Raw genomic sequence first — 19,335 nt, 5'->3', positions numbered from 1 at the left:
AGCGCCCGTTGTGAATATCCGTCGGCTCAGGCACCCGAGTCGAACGAGCCGGCGACCCAGCGGCTACCGAATCCCAGGATGAGATTCTTAGACCAGTCGGCCACCAACAGGAAATGCGGAACGAGCGCAGACTCGCGCCACCAGGGGTCCTGCTGCACCGGGGCAAGACTGAGCAGCCCAACCAGCACAACGATGAGCAGGCCGCCCCGGGCCGCTCCGAAGACCATTCCAAGAAATCGATCGGTACCGGACAAGCCCGTCACCCGGACCAGCTCGCCGATGAGAAAGTTGACCAGCGCCCCGACTAGCAAGGTCACCACGAACAGGATCGCGCAGGCGGCGATGACCTGAAACGAGGGGGTTTCAATGTATTCGGCCAGATAATGAGACAGCGAACCACCGAACATCCAGGCCACGACGCCGGCGATGATCCAGGTAAGCAGCGAAAGCGCTTCCTTGACGAAACCACGCTTCAGGCTGATGAGACTGGAAATGACCACGACGGCGACAAACGCCCAATCGACCCAGGTGAATGCCACGGGCTGTCCTGCAAGGAAGAAAGGCGGCGCATTTTAGCAGAGCCCCTCGAGGAGGAATACGCCTCCCTGGTGCATTCGAGGCGACTCGGCGATCAGACGCCTAAACCCTGTCGCCGCGCCGGTAAACAAGACGCTATTGTTGCTCGGGCTTGAAGCGCACCACGAAACCATCGAGCTTTTGTTGGCGCTGTAGCTGGTCACGCAAGCGATTCGCCTCGGCGCGCTCGACCAGCGGACCGACAAAAACGCGATTCATCCCATCCGCCGTGCGCACATATGCGTTGTAGCCTTGAGAGCGCAGCGTGCTTTGCAGTTTCTCGGCATTCTCGCGGCTCGACAGGCTCGCTAACTGCACAGACCAACTCACCGGGAGGCCCGACGCGTCGAGGCGCTGCTCTTCGGCGCTCTTCGGCGACGGTTTGGCAGGCTGCACTGGGCTAGCCGCGGTCTCGACCGGCGCTGTAACGGGCTGCGACGGTGCCGGAGCCGGCTCGGAGGAAGGCGCCGCCTCAGGAGCATCGGCGATCGGTGCCGATGGCCGTTCGGGCTCGCCGGCGGCCGGTGACGCCCCCTCTCCAACCGACCCCTCTTCTATGATCTCGAAATCATCCGGTGCGGGCTCCGGCAAGTCCACAGGCTCAGGCTCGATATCGGGGGCCACGGGTGCCTCAGGCATCCGAGGCGCGTCGACCGCAACCTCGCGCCCCGCGTCTTCCCGATTGAACAACATCGGCACGAAAATGACCGCCAGCGCAACCAGCACCAGGGCGCCCACGATTCGTTGTAGCAATCCCTTATCCAGCAATGCGTCGCCCTCCGTTCACCGCGTTACGATCAAGCCACTCCAGCGCTTCTGCAACGCAGTAGAACGACCCAAATATCAAGAGCTCATCCCCCTCGACAGCAGCGTCGCATTGCGCCTCGATCGCGTGGGACACGTCAGGATAGATACTGACCGAGGCGCCACGCTCGTTCAACGTCTGAGCAAGCCGTTCCGCCGAGCAAGAGCGTGGACTGGGCAACGGGGTGACCGCCCAACTCTCAACCACTCCGAGCAGAGGCTCTACAACGCCAGCGATATCCTTGTCCGCTAGCAGTCCGAACACGGCCAATCTACGGCCCCTGAGTGGACAAGAGGCGAGGCGACCGGCCAGATAGCTGGAGGCATGTGGGTTATGCGCGACATCGAGCAACAGATCGAGCTGTTTGCCATGCCAGATGACCTGCCGGCGATCGAGCCGGCCGACGACTTGTGTAGTCGCCAGGGCCTGCTTCAGCCGCTCAGCCTCCCAAGGAAGGTCGAGCATCGCATAGGCCTGCAACGCAACAGCGGCGTTTTCTCGCGGGAGGTCAAGCGGCGGAAGATCCTGAAGCAATAGCGGCTCGCCTGTTGCACTGACCCCATGCCAGCGCCAGCGCTGCCCATCCACGCACAGATCGAAATCACGGCCGCGAAGTTTCAACGGAGCGGACAAACGGTTGGCCGACTCGAGCAAGGTTGCGGGCGGCAAGGGGTCGCCGCATACCGCCGGGGCACCCATTCGAAAAATCCCGGCTTTTTCGAACGCTACGCTTTCACGGCTATCACCCAACCATTCGGCATGATCGAGACCGATGTTCGTAACCACCGCCACGTCAGCATCGACCAGGTTCACCGCATCCAGGCGTCCACCCAGCCCAACCTCGAGCACAACAGCATCGAGCCGCGCACGTTCGAACAACCAGAACGCCGCTAGTGTCCCCATTTCGAAATAGGTTAGCGAGATGTCACCGCGAGCACGCTCGACCGCTTCAAAGGCCTCGCATAGCTCTGAATCACTTGCCTCGCGCCCCGCAATACGGACGCGTTCGTTATACCTGCGCAAGTGCGGTGAGCTGTACAGGCCTGTTTTCAGCCCGTGGGTTGCAAATAGTTGAGCAATGAAGGCGCAGGTCGAGCCTTTGCCATTGGTACCTGTGACGGTTACCACACGCGGCGCGGGGCGCCCGAGCCCCAACGCTTGCGCCACTGCGCGGCTGCGATCGAGGCCCATGTCGATCGCGCTCGGATGCAGTCGCTCAAGATAGGCGAGCCAGTCGTTCAGGCTCCGCTCGGTCATGCAGGCGCGTTGACCATGACTGGCTCGGCGGGGGCCGGCAATTGCTGCAACTGAGCGAGCAAGCGCGCCAGCCGGGGGCGCAGCTCGGCACGCGGGATAATCAAGTCGATAGCACCATGATCGAGCAGGAATTCGCTGCGCTGAAAGCCCTCCGGCAGTTTTTCGCGCACCGTCTGCTCAATGACACGCGGCCCGGCGAAGCCGATCAGCGCCTTGGGCTCAGCGACAATCACATCACCCAGCATTGCCAGGCTCGCCGAGACACCACCGTAAACCGGGTCGGTAAGCACCGAAATGAAAGGCAAGCCCTCTTCGCGCATACGAGCCAGCACGGCGGAGGTCTTGGCCATTTGCATGAGAGAGATCAGCGCCTCCTGCATCCGTGCACCACCGGACGCTGCAAAGCACACCAGCGGACAGCGCTGCTCTAGCGCTGAGTTGGCGGCTTGGACGAAACGTTCGCCGACAATCGCACCCATCGAGCCCCCCATGAAAGAGAACTCGAACGCACAGGTCACGACCGGCATATCCATCAGCGTGCCGCTCATGGCGATCAGAGCATCCTTTTCGCCGGTCTGCTTCTGCGCAGCCGAGAGGCGATCTTTGTACTTCTTGCTGTCACGAAACTTGAGGCGATCAACCGGTTCTAGGTCTGCCCCGATTTCCTGCCGCCCGTCCTTGTCGAGAAAGATGTCCAGGCGGGTCCGAGCGTCAATACGCATGTGGTGCTGGCATTTGGGGCAGACGTCCAGACTCTTTTCCAGCTCGGGGCGATAAAGCACCGCCTCGCAAGACGGACACTTGTGCCAAAGCCCTTCCGGTACCGAGCTTTTCTGCGATTCAGAGCGCATGATCGAGGGGATCAGCTTGTCTACCAGCCAGTTGCTCATGCTTTTATTCTCCACAGCTTGTCTGTCCCGAGCGCAACTCTGTGCGCTACAGGCGAATTCATCATGGCGGCACGGACGCTACCGGAGCCGTCCTCACCGCGAAAACGATATGCCAACGAGGCAAGATCTATAGTGCTAGCGGCCAGCTTGCTTCCAGCCAGGCCGCACGAAACGCTGACAGGTCTCACCAGCGAGCGGTAACTGGACGGCGCACGGCACCGGTTCGTCACACTGCGCCTCGGACTCTTCGAATGAAATCACGAACGCTTTCGGCATCCTTGACACCCTTGCGCAACTCCACCCCCCCACTCACATCCACGGCATAGGGCTGCACTTGGGAAATGGCACGTTCTACGTTCTGAGGGTTCAGTCCGCCGGCCAAAATTAACGGCTTATCCAGGTCCCGCGGAATCAATGACCAGTCGAACGACTCACCGGTACCGCCAGGTAGACCCGGCACATAAGCATCAAGAAGAATCGCGCAAGCTCCCCGGTAATGCGCGGCCTGGGCGCGAATATCTTCGCCAGGCTTGACACGTAGCGCCTTGTACCAAGGTTTGTGGTAACCCTCGCAATCAGCTGGGGACTCATCGCCATGAAACTGCAACATGTCCAGTTGGACCGCTTCCAACGTCTCGGTGAGCTCACAACGCGATGCGTTGACGAACAAGCCGACCGTGGATACGTATGGCGGGAGCGCCGCCACGATCTGGCGAGCGCGTTGAACGTCGACCGCCCGCGGGCTGGGCCTGTAGAACACCAACCCGATCGCGTCCGCGCCTGCTTCAGCGGCCAAGAGGGCGTCGTCAACGTTGGTAATGCCGCATATCTTGGTACGAACGATGGGCAACGGTCGTCTACCTGCGATAAAAGACTTTGGATGGTAACAAAAGCGCCGCTAGCTGCAAGCCACACAAGGCGTGAAGCGCGTTTATTAACGCTTCCTTACGTCCGGCAGGCCTGAAAGAAAGTGCGGGCCCAAGTAACGGCTGGGCAGCTCGAATTCGTCCGGGTAGTCGACCTCGACCAGGTAGAGACCATATGGATGAGCCGTCACGCCACCGGTTCGCCGCACACGCGACTCTAATACTTCCCCCGCCCACTCGACCGGGCGTTCTCCTGCTCCAATCGTCATCAGCACACCGGCAAAATTGCGCACCATGTGGTGAAGGAAGGCGTTTGCCCGAACATCGATGACCATAAGCCGCCCATGCTGTAGCAGCTCGAGATGATGAATGGTCTTGATCGGAGACTTGGCCTGGCATTGGCGCGCGCGGAAGGCGCTGAAATCGTGCGTGCCGACGAAAACCTTCGAGGCCTCCCGCATGCGTTCGATATCCAGCGGCCGGTGATTCCAGGTGACCTCCTCAGCAAGGTGAGCCGGCCTAATCTGGTCGTTGTAAATGACATAACGATAACGGCGAGCCATGGCACTGAAGCGTGCATCGAAATGCATCGGCATTTCCTTGGCCCAGGTGACACTGATATCGCCCGGCAGATTCATGTTGGCACCCATGACCCAGGCGTGCATTGAACGGGTCACGGCGGTATCGAAATGAACGACCTGCGCACAGGCATGTACCAGCGCGTCGGTACGCCCTGCGCAACTCAATATAACTGGATGCCCCCCAGCCACTCTGCTCAGCGCATTTTCCAGGGACAACTGGATCGACGGCACCCCGTCTCGCTGCCGCTGGAAACCGCGATAGCGAGACCCTTTGTACTCAACGCCAAGTGCAATCCTGGAAATGCCAGCGGCAGCCACTGAGGCTGCCGCTTCGGGTACTGCTTCGGTCATGCTCAGGCGAGCTTGGCGAGCATCTCGCGCGCCTCCTGCTGCTGAACGTCGCTTCCTTCGCTCATCACTTCATCCAAGATGTCACGCGCACCTTCAGCGTCACCCATGTCGATATAAGCGCGGGCAAGATCCAACTTGGTGGTCGTTTCATCGGTGTCGGAGAAAAAGTCGAAGTCATCTCCAAGCTCATCGATGGATTCAGCCGAGGGAGCGACCGGCTCGATGGCCGGCGCAGCGCTCGTCAGTTCAGCAGACTCGTCAATATCTCGAGACAGGTCCTGCAGTTCTGCCTCAACCTCTTCCAATCGGGAGGCGAAGGTTTCCGGCTCGGCCGAAGCGACCTCCTCTTCCAGAGACAAGTCGAATTCATCAGGCATCGACGCGGGCTCGTTGAGCTCTGGCAACTCGAAATCGAAGCTGTCCACGGAAGGCTGGGGCGTCTCATCGAGACTCAGGCTAAGTTCATCGTCGCGCTGCAAGGCAGCCGGCTGGGTTTGCTCCTCATCCAGGTCCAGTGAGAAAGCGGCTAATTCTTGTTCGAACGATACGTCGCTGCTCGTAGTCGACTCGTCAAGCTCAAGGGCGAACTCATCGGTACCCTTTTCCTGCGCAGCCGTTTCAAGAGAGAGTTCGTCAAAGCTCAGCTCGTCTACTTCGGAGAAACCGCGTGTCTCTCCAACTGGCTCACTTGACGGCAAGGGTTGATCCAGCTCGAGATCATCCAGGCTGAGATCGAACGCATTGTCGGCTTCCTCGGATACGGCCGGCGCGGCTGCTGACGGGCCATCCAGATCAAGATCGTCCAGACTGAGGTTATCAAGATCATCCTGATTGGAACCGAATGCACCTGCGGCAAACCCCGCGGTGGCAGCTGCGGCCATGCCAGGGTAGCGGGTCTTGAGCTGATCGATTGCTGATGTCGATCCACCGATGTCGCGCAGCTCAGATTCCTGACGAGCGAAACCCTCCCGATCGCCAAGTTCGGCATACACCTCCATCAACTTCAAGCGAAGATCGCTACGCTGGGGCTCGTCGTTCAATGCGTTCTGCAGCAATTCGGCTGCCTGATTGAAACGGCCGTAGGCGATATAGATGTCCGCCTCAGCCAGCGGATCGTTCGCGGCACCGGCCAGCGCGTCGGCGGGGCTGGCATCGGCAATCGGCTGGGCAGCCGGCTTGCCTTGGGACACAGCCTCATCGTGATCGGCTGCGTAAAAGTTGTTGGTCTCGCTGTCGGCGAGAAGGCTTTCCTGAAGCTCAGCCTCTTTCATCGCATTGCGGCGCGACAATGCCATCAGACCAACCAACAGCAACAGCAACGCGCTGCCACCAATTACGCCCAGCATGACCGGATCGGCCATTAGATCATCGACAAAACCACCCGACTCCGGCTCGTCGGCAACGGGCGCTGAGGCTGGGGCTGCTGCAACAGGCTCAGGTTTAGGTTCCGCAGCAGGGGCCGGTGCCGGCTGAGCAGGCTCTACCGGTTGGGCCTTAACCTGTTCCGGCTCCGACGGAGCGGCATCACTGGTCTGTGCCTCGACGTCAGCCGGCTCGCCTGTATCGGCGGGCGACGCATCAACCTGAGGATTCGCCAGGGCAGCTTCGGCTTGCGGTTCGCCGCCTACAGGAGCGCCCGTTGCCGGTGCAGCATCGGCCCCGATCTGAGCCTGCAGCTTGGCCAACTGGTTGTCCTTGAGCTCCATCAGGCGCTGTAGCTTGTCCAGCTGGCCTTGGAGATCGCTCAGGCGGTCCTTGAGATCCAGATTCTCGCGGCGACTGGAGTCGAGGCTTTCTTCGGTGACGGCCAGTTTGTCGCGCAAGGACTTGGTATCGTCAGCCCCACCGCTATCACTGCCCGTAGTGGCTTGACCAGCCTCTGGAGCGACCAGGCGAAGATTGTCGCCCGCTTCGCTGCGTGTCGGCGCGTTTCCGGCTTGGCCGCGCTGGGTGGCATCGAGCTGACGAGAACCCTCGCCTGCAAGACCTGCACCTTGTCGCCAGCTTGCGTTCTGCTGGGCGACCTGCTGGATCGCCTCCGCCTGGGACCGGCTCCGCACCTGCTCTTCAGTCGGCAGGCGCAGCACCTGGCCATTCTTCATGCGATTGATATTTCCACCGATGAAAGCATCCGGGTTTAAGTCCTGGATAGCCAACATGGCTTGGTGGACGGTGCCGCCCTGGCGGGCGCGTTCGGCAACCTCCCAAAGCGTGTCATTTGGCGTGACTTTGTATTGATCGCCCTGCAAGGCGCTCGGAGTAGCTGAAGGCGCACTCATTGGAGACGCCGACGGTGCCCGCACTGGGGAAGACGGCTTAGATGCAGGAGCCGATACCGGCAACTGAGGAGCGACCGCGGCGGCAATCTCGGGAGAATAAAGTGGCGGATCGAGAAGCAGCGTGTACTCACGCAGCAGACGCCCACTAGGCCAGAGGACTTCGATGAGGAAATTTAGGTAGGGCTCGCGAACAGGCTTCGTCGACGACACGCGAATGACACTTTTGCCATCGGGACGAAGTACAGGGGTGAAGGTCAGATCGGTCAGAAAGTACTGGCGATCTACACCCGCCTTATTGAACTCTTCGACCGAGGCCAACGCCGGAACAACCTCTCCTGGCGCAAGGGATTTAGCATCGAGCAGCTCGATTTCAGCGACAAGCGGCTGATTTAGCGCTGATTTCAAGGTGACTTCGCCCAACCCTAGCGCGTAAGCCATTTCGGAAGTCAACGCGGTTGCAGCCGCGATTGCCAGCACCAGATTGCGAACCCGAACCATTGATGTAATCCCTTGTTTTTTAACTTTCTCGGATCTTCGAGAGAGGCCTGATATTCACTGCCCTGCCACCCGGATGGCGGCCCCCGTCAGCGACAAGCCTGTTAACACTGTCAGCTAGAATAGTTCTTCGAACTTTCAGTAAGTATCTTTTACAGATAGTGTTTTATCAACAACCCACCCGACTGCACCGCATTAAGCCTCAGGCCTTTTCGCACGTAATCAGACACACTCCACACTTTAGTGGGCGCCGCTCGGGTCGAGCCTTGGCCACCATCCGCGCCATGCGCAACGTCACGACCCAGGTGGCGCCTGACCGCGAGAGCAATTGCCGCATCGACTCGTTCAAGGTCACGCCTCGACGTGCCGGACTCTATCGGAAAATCACGCTCGTTCCGCCTATATCGGCTGCAGCCCGACGAACGTGAGGCGCTTATGTTTCATGCGTCACAAACAAGCTGTGTTCGTCGTTTTTCACAAACCGCAAATAGAAAACGCCACGACAAGCGTGGCGTTTTCTATTTGACGCATAACCGACGATTAGCGTTCGAGCAGGATTCGCAGCATACGACGCAGCGGTTCGGCGGCACCCCATAGCAATTGGTCACCCACGGTGAAGGCGCCGAGATAGTGCGACCCCATATTGAGCTTGCGAAGACGCCCCACCGGGACGGTCAGCGTACCGGTAACGGAAGTCGGGCTGAGCGCCTGCATGCTGGCGTCGCGATGGTTAGGCACAAGCTTTACCCAAGGGTTGTGCTGGCTGATCATGCCCTCGATGTCCGAAATAGGCACGTCCTTGTTCAGCTTTATGGTCAGGGCCTGGCTGTGGCAGCGCATAGCGCCCACTCGAACACAGATACCGTCGACCGGGATCGGACTTTTGAAGCGCCCAAGAATCTTGTTCGTCTCGGCTTGCGCCTTCCACTCCTCGCGGCTCTGCCCATTCGGCAGTTCCTTGTCGATGTAGGGAATCAGACTGCCAGCCAGCGGGACTCCGAAGTTGTCGACCGGGAACGTTTCGGAACGCTGGCACTCAGCGACCTTGCGGTCGATGTCCAAGATTGCGCTCGCGGGATTGGCCAAGTCATCAGCAACCGAGGCATTGATGCTGCCCATCTGCTTGATCAACTCGCGCATATTCTGTGCACCTGCACCGGACGCTGCCTGATAGGTCATGGCGCTCATCCATTCGACCAACCCATGCTCGAACAAGCCGCCAAGGCCCATCAGCATCAGGCTGACCGTACAGTTTCCGCCGATGTAGTTGAGCGTGCCGGCATCGAGTTGCTGGTCGATGACCTTGCGATTCACCGGATCAAGCACGATCACCGCATCGTCGTGCATACGCAGGCTGGACGCCGCATCGATCCAATAACCTTTCCAGCCCGCCTCGCGCAGCTTGGGAAATACATCGCTGGTGTAATCACCCCCTTGGCAGGTGAGGATCACATCGAGTGCTTTCAGCTCCTCTATGCTGTAGGCATCCTTGAGCGGCGCGATGTCCTTGCCGATCGAGGGCCCCTGGCCACCCACGTTGGAAGTGGTAAAGAACACTGGCTCGATCAGGTCGAAATCCCGCTCCTCCAGCATCCGCTGCATGAGCACGGAACCAACCATGCCGCGCCAACCGATCAGACCTACGCGTTTCATCAACTACACCTATATATGAAGTGGCCCGCCGTGCAGACCGTCGAACTCAGACTGAGTTTGCATGTTCGATGCGAGGCGAACCTGGTCCGCACCCGCACCATCAGCATCACCCGCTAGCCGTCGATCGCAAGCGTTGACGACGGCTAGCGCAAGGGGGCTTAGAAGACTACAACTTCGCGAGCGCGGCGACTACCGCGTCGCCCATGGTTCGGGTGTCGACCCGCTGGCAGCCGTCGGACCAGATATCTCCGGTGCGCAGCCCCAGCTCAAGCACATCACTGACGGCCCGCTCGATTGCATCGGCAGCCTGCGCCTGATTGAAGCTGTAGCGCAACATCATGGAAACCGAGAGGATCGTCGCCAGCGGGTTGGCGATACCCTGGCCTGCGATGTCCGGCGCAGACCCGTGACAGGGTTCGTACATGCCTTTATTGCTCGCATCCAGCGAGGCCGACGGCAGCATGCCGATCGAACCTGTAAGCATCGAGGCTTCGTCCGACAGAATGTCACCGAACATGTTGTCCGTTACGATCACGTCGAACTGTTTCGGCGCACGCACCAGTTGCATGGCAGCGTTATCGACATACATGTGGCTAAGTTCCACGTCTGGATAATCCTTGCCAACCTCTTGCACCACGGCGCGCCAGAGCTGACTGGAGGCCAGCACGTTGGCCTTGTCTACCGAGCAAAGTTTCTTGCCGCGTACCCGGGCCATGTCGAAGCCGACCTTGGCGATGCGACGGATCTCGCTCTCGCTGTACGGCAGGGTGTCGTAGGCCATGCGCTCGCCGTTTTCGAGCACTTTGCTTTCGCGCGGCTGGCCGAAGTAGATGCCGCCGGTCAGCTCACGGACGATCAGAATGTCCAGGCCGGCAACCACTTCGGGTTTCAAACTGGACGCGTCGGCGAGCTGCGGATAAAGCAACGCGGGCCGCAGGTTGCCGAAGAGGCCCAGCTGCGAACGAATCTTGAGCAAACCGCGCTCCGGGCGAATCGCCGGATCGATGGCATCCCACTTGGGACCACCAACGGCGCCAAGCAGAACTGCATCCGCGTTGCGCGCACGTTCAAGCGTCTCGTCAGCAAGCGGGACGCCGTACTTATCAATTGCCGCGCCACCTAGTTCGTCATAGATCAACTCGAAGTCGAGCTGAAACTTGTCATTGGCCAGCTTCAGCACCTTCACCGCCTCGGCCATGATTTCCGGGCCGATACCGTCACCGGGAAGAATCAGAATCTGTTTACTCATCGTTTGGTCCTTGAGAAAAACGCTGCGGGCGAAGCCATGGGCATCGGGCGCCAACTAGCCCGATGCAAAAAACACGACTGGCGCTCCTGTTATTTGATGGCGCCGAACAACCAGGGCTGACGCTGCTGGTGCCCAGTCTCGAAGGCCTTAATCGAATCAGCTTCCTGCAAGGTCAGGCCAATGTCATCCAGGCCGTTCAACAGGCAGTGCTTGCGAAACGCGTCCACCTCGAATGCGTACTGCTTGCCGTCCGGGCTGGTAACGGTCTGTGCCGCCAGATCGACCGTCAATTGGTAACCCTTGGCGGCCTCGCACTGCTGAAACAACGCATCGACCTCTTCATCCTTCAGCACGATCGGCAACAGGCCATTCTTGAAGCTGTTGTTGTAGAAAATATCGGCAAAGCTTGGCGCAATCACGGTGCGAAAGCCGTATTCATCCAACGCCCAGGGCGCATGCTCACGCGAGGAGCCGCAGCCGAAGTTCTCCCGCGCGAGCAGCACGCTCGCGCCTTGGTAACGGGGAAAGTTCAGAACGAACTCTTGGTTGATTGGGCGCTTGGAACAGTCCTGGTTAGGCTGACCGACGTCGAGATAGCGCCACTCGTCGAACAGGTTCGGACCAAAACCGGTCCGCTTGATCGACTTCAAGAACTGCTTGGGGATGATCTGATCGGTATCGACATTAGCGCGATCGAGCGGACAGACCAGACCGGTGTGCTGGGTAAAGGCTTTCATTGCTGGGCTCCCGCATTGAGCAAATCACGAACATCGACGAAATGGCCGGCCACCGCCGCGGCCGCCGCCATGGCCGGGCTCACCAGATGCGTGCGTCCGCCGGCACCCTGACGGCCTTCGAAGTTGCGGTTGGACGTCGAAGCGCAATGTTCTCCGCTACCGAGCTTGTCCGGATTCATAGCCAGGCACATCGAACACCCGGGCTCGCGCCACTCGAAACCGGCCTCAATGAAGATGCGGTCCAGGCCCTCAGCTTCAGCCTGCTGTTTGACCAAACCAGAGCCAGGAACCACCATCGCCTGCTTGACGGTCGCGGCGACCTTGCGGCCCTTGGCGACTTCAGCCGCGGCACGCAGGTCTTCGATCCGGGAATTGGTGCAGGAGCCGATGAAGACGCGATCCAGGCGAATCTCGGTGATCGGCTGGTTCGCGGTCAAGCCCATGTACTTGAGCGCGCGCTCGATCGAACCACGCTTGACCGGGTCGGCTTCGGCAGCTGGGTCCGGCACGCGCTGATCGACGGGCAACACCATTTCCGGCGACGTGCCCCAGCTCACCTGCGGCTTGATCTGCGCGGCGTCGAGTTCGATGACCGTATCGAACACCGCGTCGGCATCGGATACCAGCCCCTCCCACAACGCCACCGCCCGCTCCCAGTCGGCGCCCTTCGGGGCGAACGGCCGGCCCTCGACATAGGCAATGGTCTTCTCATCGACCGCCACCATGCCCACGCGCGCGCCGGCTTCGATGGCCATGTTGCAAAGCGTCATCCGGCCTTCCATGGAAAGGTCGCGGATCGCGCTACCTGCGAACTCGAGCGCATGCCCGTTGCCACCGGCAGTGCCGATCTTGCCGATCACCGCCAGGACAATGTCTTTCGCGGTGACGCCCGCCGGCAGCTGGCCTTCGACGCGCACCTGCATGTTCTTCATCTTCTTTGCGACCAGGCACTGGGTAGCGAGCACATGCTCGACCTCGGACGTACCGATGCCATGCGCCAAGGCACCGAAGGCACCGTGGGTCGAGGTGTGCGAGTCACCACAGACGACCGTCATGCCCGGCAGGGTGGCGCCCTGCTCCGGGCCGATCACGTGAACGATGCCCTGGCGCACGTCGTTCATCTTGAATTCGAGAATGCCGAAATCGTCGCAGTTCTCATCGAGCGTCTGCACCTGCAGACGTGAGACCTCATCGGCAATCTGCTCGATACCGCCCTTGCGCTCGCTTGCGGTGGTCGGAACGTTATGGTCCGGCGTAGCGATATTGGCATCGATACGCCAAGGCTTTCGGCCAGCCAGACGCAGGCCTTCGAATGCCTGCGGGGACGTCACTTCATGGAGGATGTGGCGGTCAATGTAGATTAGCGAAGAGCCGTCGTCGCGGCGCTTTACCTCATGCATTTCCCAGAGCTTGTCATACAGCGTCTTGCCGGCCATCGGACTTTCCTCATCAGTTCTTCGGGCATTAGCCCTGCTGCTTATGGGGTGATCCTATGGCCTGCCCTCGGATTACTCAAATTCATATTTTTCATCCGACTCATTCCGTGTTGGAATAGAATGTTATCTGCCGTCAGGACTCGATATGGATCTGGCCAACCTCAGCGCTTTCATAGCAATCGCCGAAACCGGCAGCTTTTCGCTTGCCGGCGAACGGCTACACCTGACGCAGCCGGCTATCAGCAAACGGCTTGCCTCACTCGAAAACCAACTAGCTGTTCGCCTGTTCGACCGGCTCGGCCGGGAAATCAGCCTGACAGAGGCTGGCCGTGCCTTGCTTCCCCGCGCCTACCAGATCCTCAATGTGCTGGACGACACGCGCCGCGCGCTGACCAACCTCAACGGTAATATCAGCGGCCAGCTCTCGCTCGCGACCAGCCATCACATCGGGCTGCACCGCCTGCCGCCCTTGCTTCGCCGCTTTACCCGGGCCTGTCCCGAGGTGAACCTGGACATTCGTTTTCTCGATTCGGAAATCGCCTATGAAGACATCTTGCACGGACGCGCCGAGCTTGCGGTGATCACCCTCGCACCGGAGACGGCGCCGCCTGTTTTGGCGCATGGCATTTGGGACGATCCGCTCGACTTCGTGGTGGCGCCGGAGCATCCCCTGGCACAGAGAAAGGCTGTCAGCTTGGAGGACATTGCAACCTTTCCCGCGGTGTTTCCCGGCGAAAACACCTTTACGCACCACATCGTCCACCGCCTGTTCGAGCAGAAAGGCCTCAAGCCGAACGTGGCGATGAGCACCAACTACATGGAAACGATCAAGATGATGGTGTCGATCGGCATCGCCTGGAGCGTCTTGCCTCGCACCATGCTGGATGAGCAAGTCGTCCGCCTACCGCTGCCAGGGGTGCAGCTTGCACGGCAATTGGGCTACATCAGTCACAGCGAGCGCACCTTGTCGAACGCGGCCAAAGCATTCATGGCCTTGCTCGAGGAAGCGGCTACTGAGGCCCAGCCGTAGACATGAAAAAGGGCGTCTTGCGACGCCCTCAGATCAGGCCTCTTCCAGCGCCAGGCGTTCACCGTTGATCGGGATACGCTTGGGCTTGGCCTCTTCCGGTACGACACGCTCGAGCTCGATGCTCAACAGGCCGTTATTCAGCGCTGCGCCCTTGACCTCGATGTGGTCGGCGAGGCGGAACGACAGTTTGAACGCGCGCTGGGCGATGCCCTGGTGAAGATAGGTGACGTTCTCGCCACCGTTCTCCCGCTTGCCGCCGCTGATGGTCAGCACGCCACGCTCGACCTGCAGGTCCAAATCGGATTCTTGAAAGCCAGCCGCTGCTACGATGATGCGGTACTGGTCATCACCATGCTTTTCCACGTTGTAGGGTGGAAACGAGCTGTTCGCGTCGTTGCGTAGCGCTGACTCGAACAAGTCGTTGAAACGATCGAAGCCAATGGATTGGCGAAACAAGGGAGCCATTGAAAAGCTGCTCATGGTGCTATCTCCTGAAATCAGCGAGTTGTGATTGCGGAACCCGAATTCGGCATTCCATGATCCCCTAAATAGGTGCCGCTCGGCACAATTCAAGACCGTCCGTCGGGGGTAATTTCATGTCCAAAATCATGTTGATCACCGGCGCCAGCCGTGGCATTGGGGCCGCAACTGCCCGGCTTGCAGCCGCTGAAGGTTATGCGTTGTGCCTGAATTATCATCAGCGCCAAGATGCCATCGACAGGCTGGTCGATGAGCTGCGCGAGGCCGGCGCCGAGGTGGTTGCGATCGCTGCGGATGTCGCGGACGAGGCGCAGGTCGAACGGATGTTCCAGACACTCGACGACCGTTTCGGCCAGCTCGATGTGCTGGTGAATAATGCCGGCATGCTCGAACGCCAGATGCGCCTCGACGAGATGGACGCCGCTCGTCTGGCGCGCGTATTCGGAGTCAACGTACTGGGCAGCTTCAATTGCGCGGCACGCGCAGTGAAGCGTATGTCCACGCGGCATGGCGGACAGGGCGGTGCTATCGTCAACGTCTCGTCCATCGCAGCGAAGCTAGGCGCACCGAACGAGTACATCGATTACGCCGCCGCAAAGGGCGCGATCGATAGCATGACGCTGGGCCTGGCAAAAGAAGTCGCCGGCGAGGGCATCAGGGTCAACGCGGTTCGACCTGGGATCATCGATACCGAGATACATGCCAGCGGCGGTGAGCCGGGCCGAGTCGAGCGAGTGAAAGGCAGCGTACCCATGGGACGAGGCGGTCGCGCGGACGAAGTTGCCGAGGCGATCCTCTGGCTCGCCAGTGAACGCGCTAGCTATGTCACCGGCGCGCTGCTGGATATTAGCGGGGGACGCTAGAACGCCGCGTCCATTAGAACCGGCCTGTTTATTCCCAGCAGCGCATCCAGCCGTTCGCAATCGTTCTCGCGGCGCACGCGCGCGAAAAGCTCGACCGCTTCGGGATAGCTTCGGGTAAGCATCGACAGCCACTGCTTGAGCCGCCCGGGTGCATAGCGTGGCGACAACTTTCGGCGTGCCTGACGCCAGAACTCGGCCAATAAGGGCTGCAGATCAGTCCAACTCATCGGCTGCACCGCCTCCCCTCGCCTCGCCGCCGCGATCTGCCGCGCCAGATCAGGGCGGCAGACCAGGCCGCGCCCTAACATGATGTCTTGCGCGCCGCTGACCTCGCGGCACCGCTGCCAATCTTCAACCGACCAGATATCCCCGTTCGCGTACACCGGAACGGACACCACCTCCTGCACCCGAGCCACCCACTCCCAGTGCGCCGGCGGCTTGTATCCTTCGACCTTGGTTCTGGCGTGTACAACCAATTGCTCAGCGCCGCCCTCAACTAGAGCAAGGGCGCAGTCGAGCGCGATATCGGGGCTGTCGAACCCGAGGCGCATCTTTGCAGTGACTGGAGTCGACGGCGGAACAGATCGGCGAACCTCACACAGGATGTCGTGCAGCAGCTCCGGTTCCTTGAGCAACACCGCACCGCCGCGGGATTTATTGACCGTTTTGGCCGGGCAACCGAAATTGAGGTCGATCGCCGGCGCGCCAAGGCTGCAGGCAAGCGCGGCGTTTTCCGCCAGCAAGATCGGGTCCGAACCCAGTAACTGCACGCGCAACGACGTGCCTGCTCGGGTTATGGCGCCGCGCTGAAGTTCCGGGGCTAGTTTGTGGAAGCTGGACGGAGGCAGCAGCCGGTCCGACACGCGAATGAATTCCGTGACGCACCAATTCACACCGCCCACGCTCGTCAGAATGTCACGAAGGATTTCATCGACGAGCCCCTCCATGGGCGCCAAAGCGATTTGCATCAGTAACTGCTCAGCCCGAAAAGGGGCGCATTGTACGGGGCCGCCGGCTAGTTGGACACGCCCCACCCGGGCCTGTACGCGGCTACTGCTCCGCTTCGTCGGTGCCCTTGATCGTATCTGTGCCGGTCGTTGCCCCCATGCCTCCGGTAGTCCCGGCCGCACCGGTACCCATGGTGCCGAGCGCCTCATCGTTACCCTGCCCGTCGTCGCGGGTGTCCCCGGCATCGCGATTGTCAGCTCCGATAGTTGAAGTCGGCGCTTCCATCGCCCCGGTTCCGGTGGTCGATGGGTTACTGAGATCACCGTCCGCGTCGGCCATCGCCAGTCCTGACATCAGTAACGTGCAGGCCGCTATTGCATGTAGAGATTTCATCGATTTGTCCTCCGTCGTGTTGGTCAGTCATCTGCCTCGTGACCGAGGGTACGGCGCGGGCGGTGCTCCATATCAGTGTCAGTGTCGCCGTGCTCAGGCTGGTCGTAGTGAGCCTGGTTGCCCTCGCGGTCCGGCTCGTCGTCCGGAAGCCGTTCGATGCCCTCGCCCATGCCCATCGAGCCGTTGCCTAACGAGCGGTCCGCCGGTGCTGGCCCCTGCTGAGCCAAGTGCAGGCCCGGCCGGTCGATCGGTGCGGCCATGGCCCATGCCGACAAGGTCATGGCGACGACGAAAATGAATGAAGATTTCATCGCGTAGGTGCGCATGTTGCCTCCTTGGTATGCGTGTTTTGTCATTAGGCAGGCCGCGGCGCGAACAGTGCGCCAACGCGGACGATCAGCGACCAATGGCAGAGGCGGAACCTGATCGGGCGAGGCGGGTCCACTACTTAGAGCCGCATGAACGCGGCTCGGCGTTCGATGATCAGCCGACACCGGCAGAAAGGAATTCAACATGATCAATCCCGCACTGGTAATTGCCTTGGTCGTTCTGGGATGGGGCAGCGCTGCCATCGCCATGCTCTGGGGCTTGTTACGCGTCCTTCGTCATCACTACCAAGACGTATCCCCGCTGCCTAAAGGCCGGCCCAGCCCCTGCTGCAGCGAACCGCACAAGGCTGAAATCTCGCTAAGCGCCTGAGAATTGCCCGGCTTTTTTCTTACCCGGGGGTGACAGCTCGCCATAAAGCTGTAGAATGCCGGCCCACAGACGCGGGATGGAGCAGTCTGGTAGCTCGTCGGGCTCATAACCCGAAGGTCGTCGGTTCAAATCCGGCTCCCGCAACCAAATCGAAAGGGTCACTCCAAGAGTGGCCCTTTTTCGTTTCCTCACGCTGACGACTGCAAGTGCGTGTCGCTAAGCATTTGAAACAAAACGCCTAAATATTGTTTAACGGTTGACAGGGAAACGTCACGCTGTAGAATGCCGGCCCACAGACGCGGGATGGAGCAGTCTGGTAGCTCGTCGGGCTCATAACCCGAAGGTCGTCGGTTCAAATCCGGCTCCCGCAACCAAATCAGAAAGCCACTCTTAGGAGTGGCTTTTTTTTGCCCGTTACATAGTAACCGGCTTCTTTCGCCCTTCTTTCCCCAGCTTGCCCTTTCTGACTGGGACTGGCGCACCAAGTAGACACGCCGCTCTTGCCTGTAGCCCTAAAGCCGATGTACGAACCTAGCATCCATCCGCCCCTACACGCCCGCTCGCTGCCCTAGTAATTAACGCTGTCGAATGAGGATCAGCCAAACGATTCATGCTGGGTGGAAATGCTTAATCAATAATCCGCGTGAAAATTTCTTAAAGATAGGACGTGCTACTACGCCGCTTGCATGGTTGCAAACCGTAGGAGCATGCCTGGCTATTGCGAGGGCTCACGGATGAACACAGCGATTTCAACCCAGCGTATTCCCACCGGCTGCGCCATCGGCATCGCCTTGCTGATAAGCGGAACCACCGTCGCGAGCTCTCGCGCCGATCTTGCCAATCGCGACGACCACCCCAACGCCTACGAGGTCAGTACCCGCTCCCGCAGCGCATGCACTGCTCCGTCAGAGGGGCGCACTTCACTTCAGGGAAAAAGAGAGGCGCAGACCTGCAAACCCAGCGCCCAGCCCAGCGCGCCGATTCACATCGCTCAGCCTCTCTCCGAGAACTACAACCTCCGCTCAAGCAAAACGATTCGGTACATCTTCTAGGAGAACGCTGTGAAGACAACGATGCGCAATCCTCATCGGGGCCAGCCACTCGTGTTAGCCGATGGGTACTCGTACACCGAGATCTTCCAAGCACTCGATACGACCGAGACGTTGTGGGGTTCGCCTCTAGCGATCCGAGTTTTCCACGGATCGCTCGGTTCGAACTGCGAGATTGAGCTCAGCGCTCGCCCTGCACGAAACGGAGACAGCACCTGAGATCTCGCAGCCAGATGCAGCCTAGCGGCCAGTACCAAGTCGAGGATGGTAAGTGCGCTGAAAACCTTCCTCGACCCTCCTTCTCGCGCCCCGAGCTACCACCAGCCACTCAACCCGATTCGTCGCCCCTCGGCCGCTCGATCAGCGCGCGGACGGTCGTGACGAGTCGCTCGAGCCCAGTGCCCTTGGCAAGAAATGCATCGACGAGATCACGGCCGGGTACTTGCTGGGGCATCGCAGCGCTCATCATCAGAATGGGCACGGCGTCGTAGACCGGCTGCCGGCGGATGGCGCGCGCCATTTCCACGCCGTTCAGCTCGGGCATCATGTAATCGGTGATGATGAGCGCCGGCATCTCTTGTTCAAGCCTGGCAAGACCCTGCGCCCCGTTTGCCGCCTCGGTAACGCGATAGCCCTCCTCCTCCAGGATCATGACCATCAGCTTACTCAGCCCAAGCTCGTCCTCGACCAGCAGCACA

20 protein-coding genes and 2 tRNA genes are annotated in these 19,335 nt (G+C 60.1%); 6 read left to right on the top strand and 16 right to left on the bottom strand.

Translation table 11 applies throughout. The features are described 5' to 3' along the window. Positions 1 to 26: 26 nt before the first annotated feature. The 11 genes from M1D78_RS08055 to leuC all read right to left on the bottom strand — a co-directional run bounded on the left by M1D78_RS08055 (position 27) and on the right by leuC (position 13,175). Entirely contained in the window at positions 27 to 539 is a 513-nt protein-coding gene (locus M1D78_RS08055) for a CvpA family protein (protein WP_437419743.1), read from the bottom strand. Positions 540 to 672: 133 nt separating this feature from the next. After that, positions 673 to 1,302 (bottom strand): SPOR domain-containing protein, encoded by a 630-nt coding sequence (locus M1D78_RS08050; RefSeq protein WP_437419744.1) that lies wholly within the window; start codon positions 1,300 to 1,302, stop codon positions 673 to 675. Between the two features lie 31 nt (positions 1,303 to 1,333). Next, positions 1,334 to 2,638, bottom strand: a complete 1,305-nt coding sequence (folC, locus tag M1D78_RS08045) for a bifunctional tetrahydrofolate synthase/dihydrofolate synthase (protein ID WP_437419745.1) — start codon at positions 2,636 to 2,638, stop codon at positions 1,334 to 1,336. After that, positions 2,635 to 3,528: an acetyl-CoA carboxylase, carboxyltransferase subunit beta gene (accD, locus tag M1D78_RS08040; protein ID WP_437419746.1), complete on the bottom strand. Its 894-nt coding sequence runs from the start codon at positions 3,526 to 3,528 to the stop codon at positions 2,635 to 2,637. The genes folC and accD overlap by 4 nt, the downstream gene beginning before the upstream one ends. Before the next feature lie 226 nt (positions 3,529 to 3,754). Continuing rightward, positions 3,755 to 4,378 (bottom strand): phosphoribosylanthranilate isomerase, encoded by a 624-nt coding sequence (locus tag M1D78_RS08035; protein WP_437419747.1) that lies wholly within the window; start codon positions 4,376 to 4,378, stop codon positions 3,755 to 3,757. A gap of 84 nt (positions 4,379 to 4,462) precedes the next feature. Beyond that, positions 4,463 to 5,326, bottom strand: a complete 864-nt coding sequence (truA, locus tag M1D78_RS08030) for a tRNA pseudouridine(38-40) synthase TruA (RefSeq protein WP_437419748.1) — start codon at positions 5,324 to 5,326, stop codon at positions 4,463 to 4,465. 2 nt (positions 5,327 to 5,328) lie between these two features. After that, a complete protein-coding gene (locus M1D78_RS08025) occupies positions 5,329 to 8,103 on the bottom strand; it encodes a FimV/HubP family polar landmark protein (RefSeq protein WP_437419749.1) in 2,775 nt (924 codons plus the stop codon). Positions 8,104 to 8,640: 537 nt separating this feature from the next. After that, entirely contained in the window at positions 8,641 to 9,753 is a 1,113-nt protein-coding gene (gene asd / locus M1D78_RS08020; protein ID WP_437419750.1) for an aspartate-semialdehyde dehydrogenase, read from the bottom strand. A 166-nt stretch (positions 9,754 to 9,919) separates the two neighbouring features. Next, positions 9,920 to 11,002: a 3-isopropylmalate dehydrogenase gene (gene leuB, locus M1D78_RS08015; protein ID WP_437419751.1), complete on the bottom strand. Its 1,083-nt coding sequence runs from the start codon at positions 11,000 to 11,002 to the stop codon at positions 9,920 to 9,922. 89 nt (positions 11,003 to 11,091) lie between these two features. After that, a complete protein-coding gene (leuD, locus tag M1D78_RS08010; RefSeq protein WP_437419752.1) occupies positions 11,092 to 11,739 on the bottom strand; it encodes a 3-isopropylmalate dehydratase small subunit in 648 nt (215 codons plus the stop codon). Next, positions 11,736 to 13,175: a 3-isopropylmalate dehydratase large subunit gene (leuC, locus tag M1D78_RS08005; protein ID WP_437419753.1), complete on the bottom strand. Its 1,440-nt coding sequence runs from the start codon at positions 13,173 to 13,175 to the stop codon at positions 11,736 to 11,738. The genes leuD and leuC overlap by 4 nt, the downstream gene beginning before the upstream one ends. Positions 13,176 to 13,320: 145 nt before the next feature. Between leuC and M1D78_RS08000 the strand changes: the two genes are divergently transcribed. Further along, positions 13,321 to 14,205: a LysR family transcriptional regulator gene (locus tag M1D78_RS08000; RefSeq protein ID WP_437419754.1), complete on the top strand. Its 885-nt coding sequence runs from the start codon at positions 13,321 to 13,323 to the stop codon at positions 14,203 to 14,205. A gap of 33 nt (positions 14,206 to 14,238) precedes the next feature. Here M1D78_RS08000 and M1D78_RS07995 read toward each other — a convergent pair whose 3' ends face one another. Beyond that, complete coding sequence (locus tag M1D78_RS07995; protein ID WP_437419755.1) at positions 14,239 to 14,685, bottom strand: Hsp20 family protein; 447 nt, start codon at positions 14,683 to 14,685, stop codon at positions 14,239 to 14,241. 116 nt (positions 14,686 to 14,801) lie between these two features. Here M1D78_RS07995 and M1D78_RS07990 point away from each other — a divergent pair, with 116 nt between their 5' ends. Beyond that, on the top strand, positions 14,802 to 15,548 hold the full coding sequence (locus tag M1D78_RS07990; protein WP_437419756.1) for an SDR family oxidoreductase: 747 nt from the start codon (positions 14,802 to 14,804) through the stop codon (positions 15,546 to 15,548). Here M1D78_RS07990 and M1D78_RS07985 read toward each other — a convergent pair. From M1D78_RS07985 to M1D78_RS07975, 3 genes are all read right to left on the bottom strand, one after another. Next, complete coding sequence (locus M1D78_RS07985) at positions 15,545 to 16,516, bottom strand: tRNA dihydrouridine synthase (RefSeq protein ID WP_437419757.1); 972 nt, start codon at positions 16,514 to 16,516, stop codon at positions 15,545 to 15,547. The two genes, M1D78_RS07990 and M1D78_RS07985, sit on opposite strands and share 4 nt — an antisense overlap. Positions 16,517 to 16,598: 82 nt before the next feature. Beyond that, complete coding sequence (locus tag M1D78_RS07980) at positions 16,599 to 16,889, bottom strand: hypothetical protein (protein ID WP_437419758.1); 291 nt, start codon at positions 16,887 to 16,889, stop codon at positions 16,599 to 16,601. Between the two features lie 23 nt (positions 16,890 to 16,912). After that, positions 16,913 to 17,215, bottom strand: coding sequence for a hypothetical protein (locus tag M1D78_RS07975; protein WP_437419759.1), 303 nt, complete (start codon positions 17,213 to 17,215; stop codon positions 16,913 to 16,915). Between the two features lie 187 nt (positions 17,216 to 17,402). Between M1D78_RS07975 and M1D78_RS07970 the strand changes: the two genes are divergently transcribed. The 4 genes from M1D78_RS07970 to M1D78_RS07955 all read left to right on the top strand — a co-directional run bounded on the left by M1D78_RS07970 (position 17,403) and on the right by M1D78_RS07955 (position 18,640). After that, complete coding sequence (locus tag M1D78_RS07970) at positions 17,403 to 17,588, top strand: hypothetical protein (protein ID WP_437419760.1); 186 nt, start codon at positions 17,403 to 17,405, stop codon at positions 17,586 to 17,588. A 70-nt stretch (positions 17,589 to 17,658) separates the two neighbouring features. After that, a tRNA-Met gene (locus tag M1D78_RS07965) sits at positions 17,659 to 17,735 on the top strand. Positions 17,736 to 17,885: 150 nt separating this feature from the next. After that, positions 17,886 to 17,962 (top strand) — tRNA-Met (locus tag M1D78_RS07960). A 360-nt stretch (positions 17,963 to 18,322) separates the two neighbouring features. After that, positions 18,323 to 18,640, top strand: a complete 318-nt coding sequence (locus M1D78_RS07955) for a hypothetical protein (protein WP_437419761.1) — start codon at positions 18,323 to 18,325, stop codon at positions 18,638 to 18,640. 325 nt (positions 18,641 to 18,965) lie between these two features. Here the strand turns inward: M1D78_RS07955 and M1D78_RS07950 are convergent, their stop codons facing one another. Next, complete coding sequence (locus M1D78_RS07950) at positions 18,966 to 19,334, bottom strand: response regulator transcription factor (RefSeq protein WP_457933557.1); 369 nt, start codon at positions 19,332 to 19,334, stop codon at positions 18,966 to 18,968. Between the last annotated feature and the right edge of the window lies 1 nt (position 19,335).

It is taken from the genome of Pseudomonas sp. SA195 (assembly GCF_054131565.1).
This window is presented reverse-complemented; position numbering and strand designations above follow the sequence as displayed.

Bases quoted from the DNA above. Each gene is read 5' to 3' on its own strand.
- folC (WP_437419745.1), bottom strand. From the start codon at position 2,638: ATGACCGAGCGGAGCCTGAACGACTGGCTCGCCTATCTTGAGCGACTG.
- accD (WP_437419746.1), bottom strand. From the start codon at position 3,528: ATGAGCAACTGGCTGGTAGACAAGCTGATCCCCTCGATCATGCGCTCT.
- truA (WP_437419748.1), bottom strand. From the start codon at position 5,326: ATGACCGAAGCAGTACCCGAAGCGGCAGCCTCAGTGGCTGCCGCTGGC.
- M1D78_RS08025 (WP_437419749.1), bottom strand. From the start codon at position 8,103: ATGGTTCGGGTTCGCAATCTGGTGCTGGCAATCGCGGCTGCAACCGCG.
- asd (WP_437419750.1), bottom strand. From the start codon at position 9,753: ATGAAACGCGTAGGTCTGATCGGTTGGCGCGGCATGGTTGGTTCCGTG.
- leuB (WP_437419751.1), bottom strand. From the start codon at position 11,002: ATGAGTAAACAGATTCTGATTCTTCCCGGTGACGGTATCGGCCCGGAA.
- leuD (WP_437419752.1), bottom strand. From the start codon at position 11,739: ATGAAAGCCTTTACCCAGCACACCGGTCTGGTCTGTCCGCTCGATCGC.
- leuC (WP_437419753.1), bottom strand. From the start codon at position 13,175: ATGGCCGGCAAGACGCTGTATGACAAGCTCTGGGAAATGCATGAGGTA.
- M1D78_RS08000 (WP_437419754.1), top strand. From the start codon at position 13,321: ATGGATCTGGCCAACCTCAGCGCTTTCATAGCAATCGCCGAAACCGGC.
- M1D78_RS07995 (WP_437419755.1), bottom strand. From the start codon at position 14,685: ATGAGCAGCTTTTCAATGGCTCCCTTGTTTCGCCAATCCATTGGCTTC.
- M1D78_RS07990 (WP_437419756.1), top strand. From the start codon at position 14,802: ATGTCCAAAATCATGTTGATCACCGGCGCCAGCCGTGGCATTGGGGCC.
- M1D78_RS07985 (WP_437419757.1), bottom strand. From the start codon at position 16,516: ATGCAAATCGCTTTGGCGCCCATGGAGGGGCTCGTCGATGAAATCCTT.
- M1D78_RS07980 (WP_437419758.1), bottom strand. From the start codon at position 16,889: ATGAAATCTCTACATGCAATAGCGGCCTGCACGTTACTGATGTCAGGA.
- M1D78_RS07975 (WP_437419759.1), bottom strand. From the start codon at position 17,215: ATGCGCACCTACGCGATGAAATCTTCATTCATTTTCGTCGTCGCCATG.
- M1D78_RS07970 (WP_437419760.1), top strand. From the start codon at position 17,403: ATGATCAATCCCGCACTGGTAATTGCCTTGGTCGTTCTGGGATGGGGC.
- M1D78_RS07955 (WP_437419761.1), top strand. From the start codon at position 18,323: ATGAACACAGCGATTTCAACCCAGCGTATTCCCACCGGCTGCGCCATC.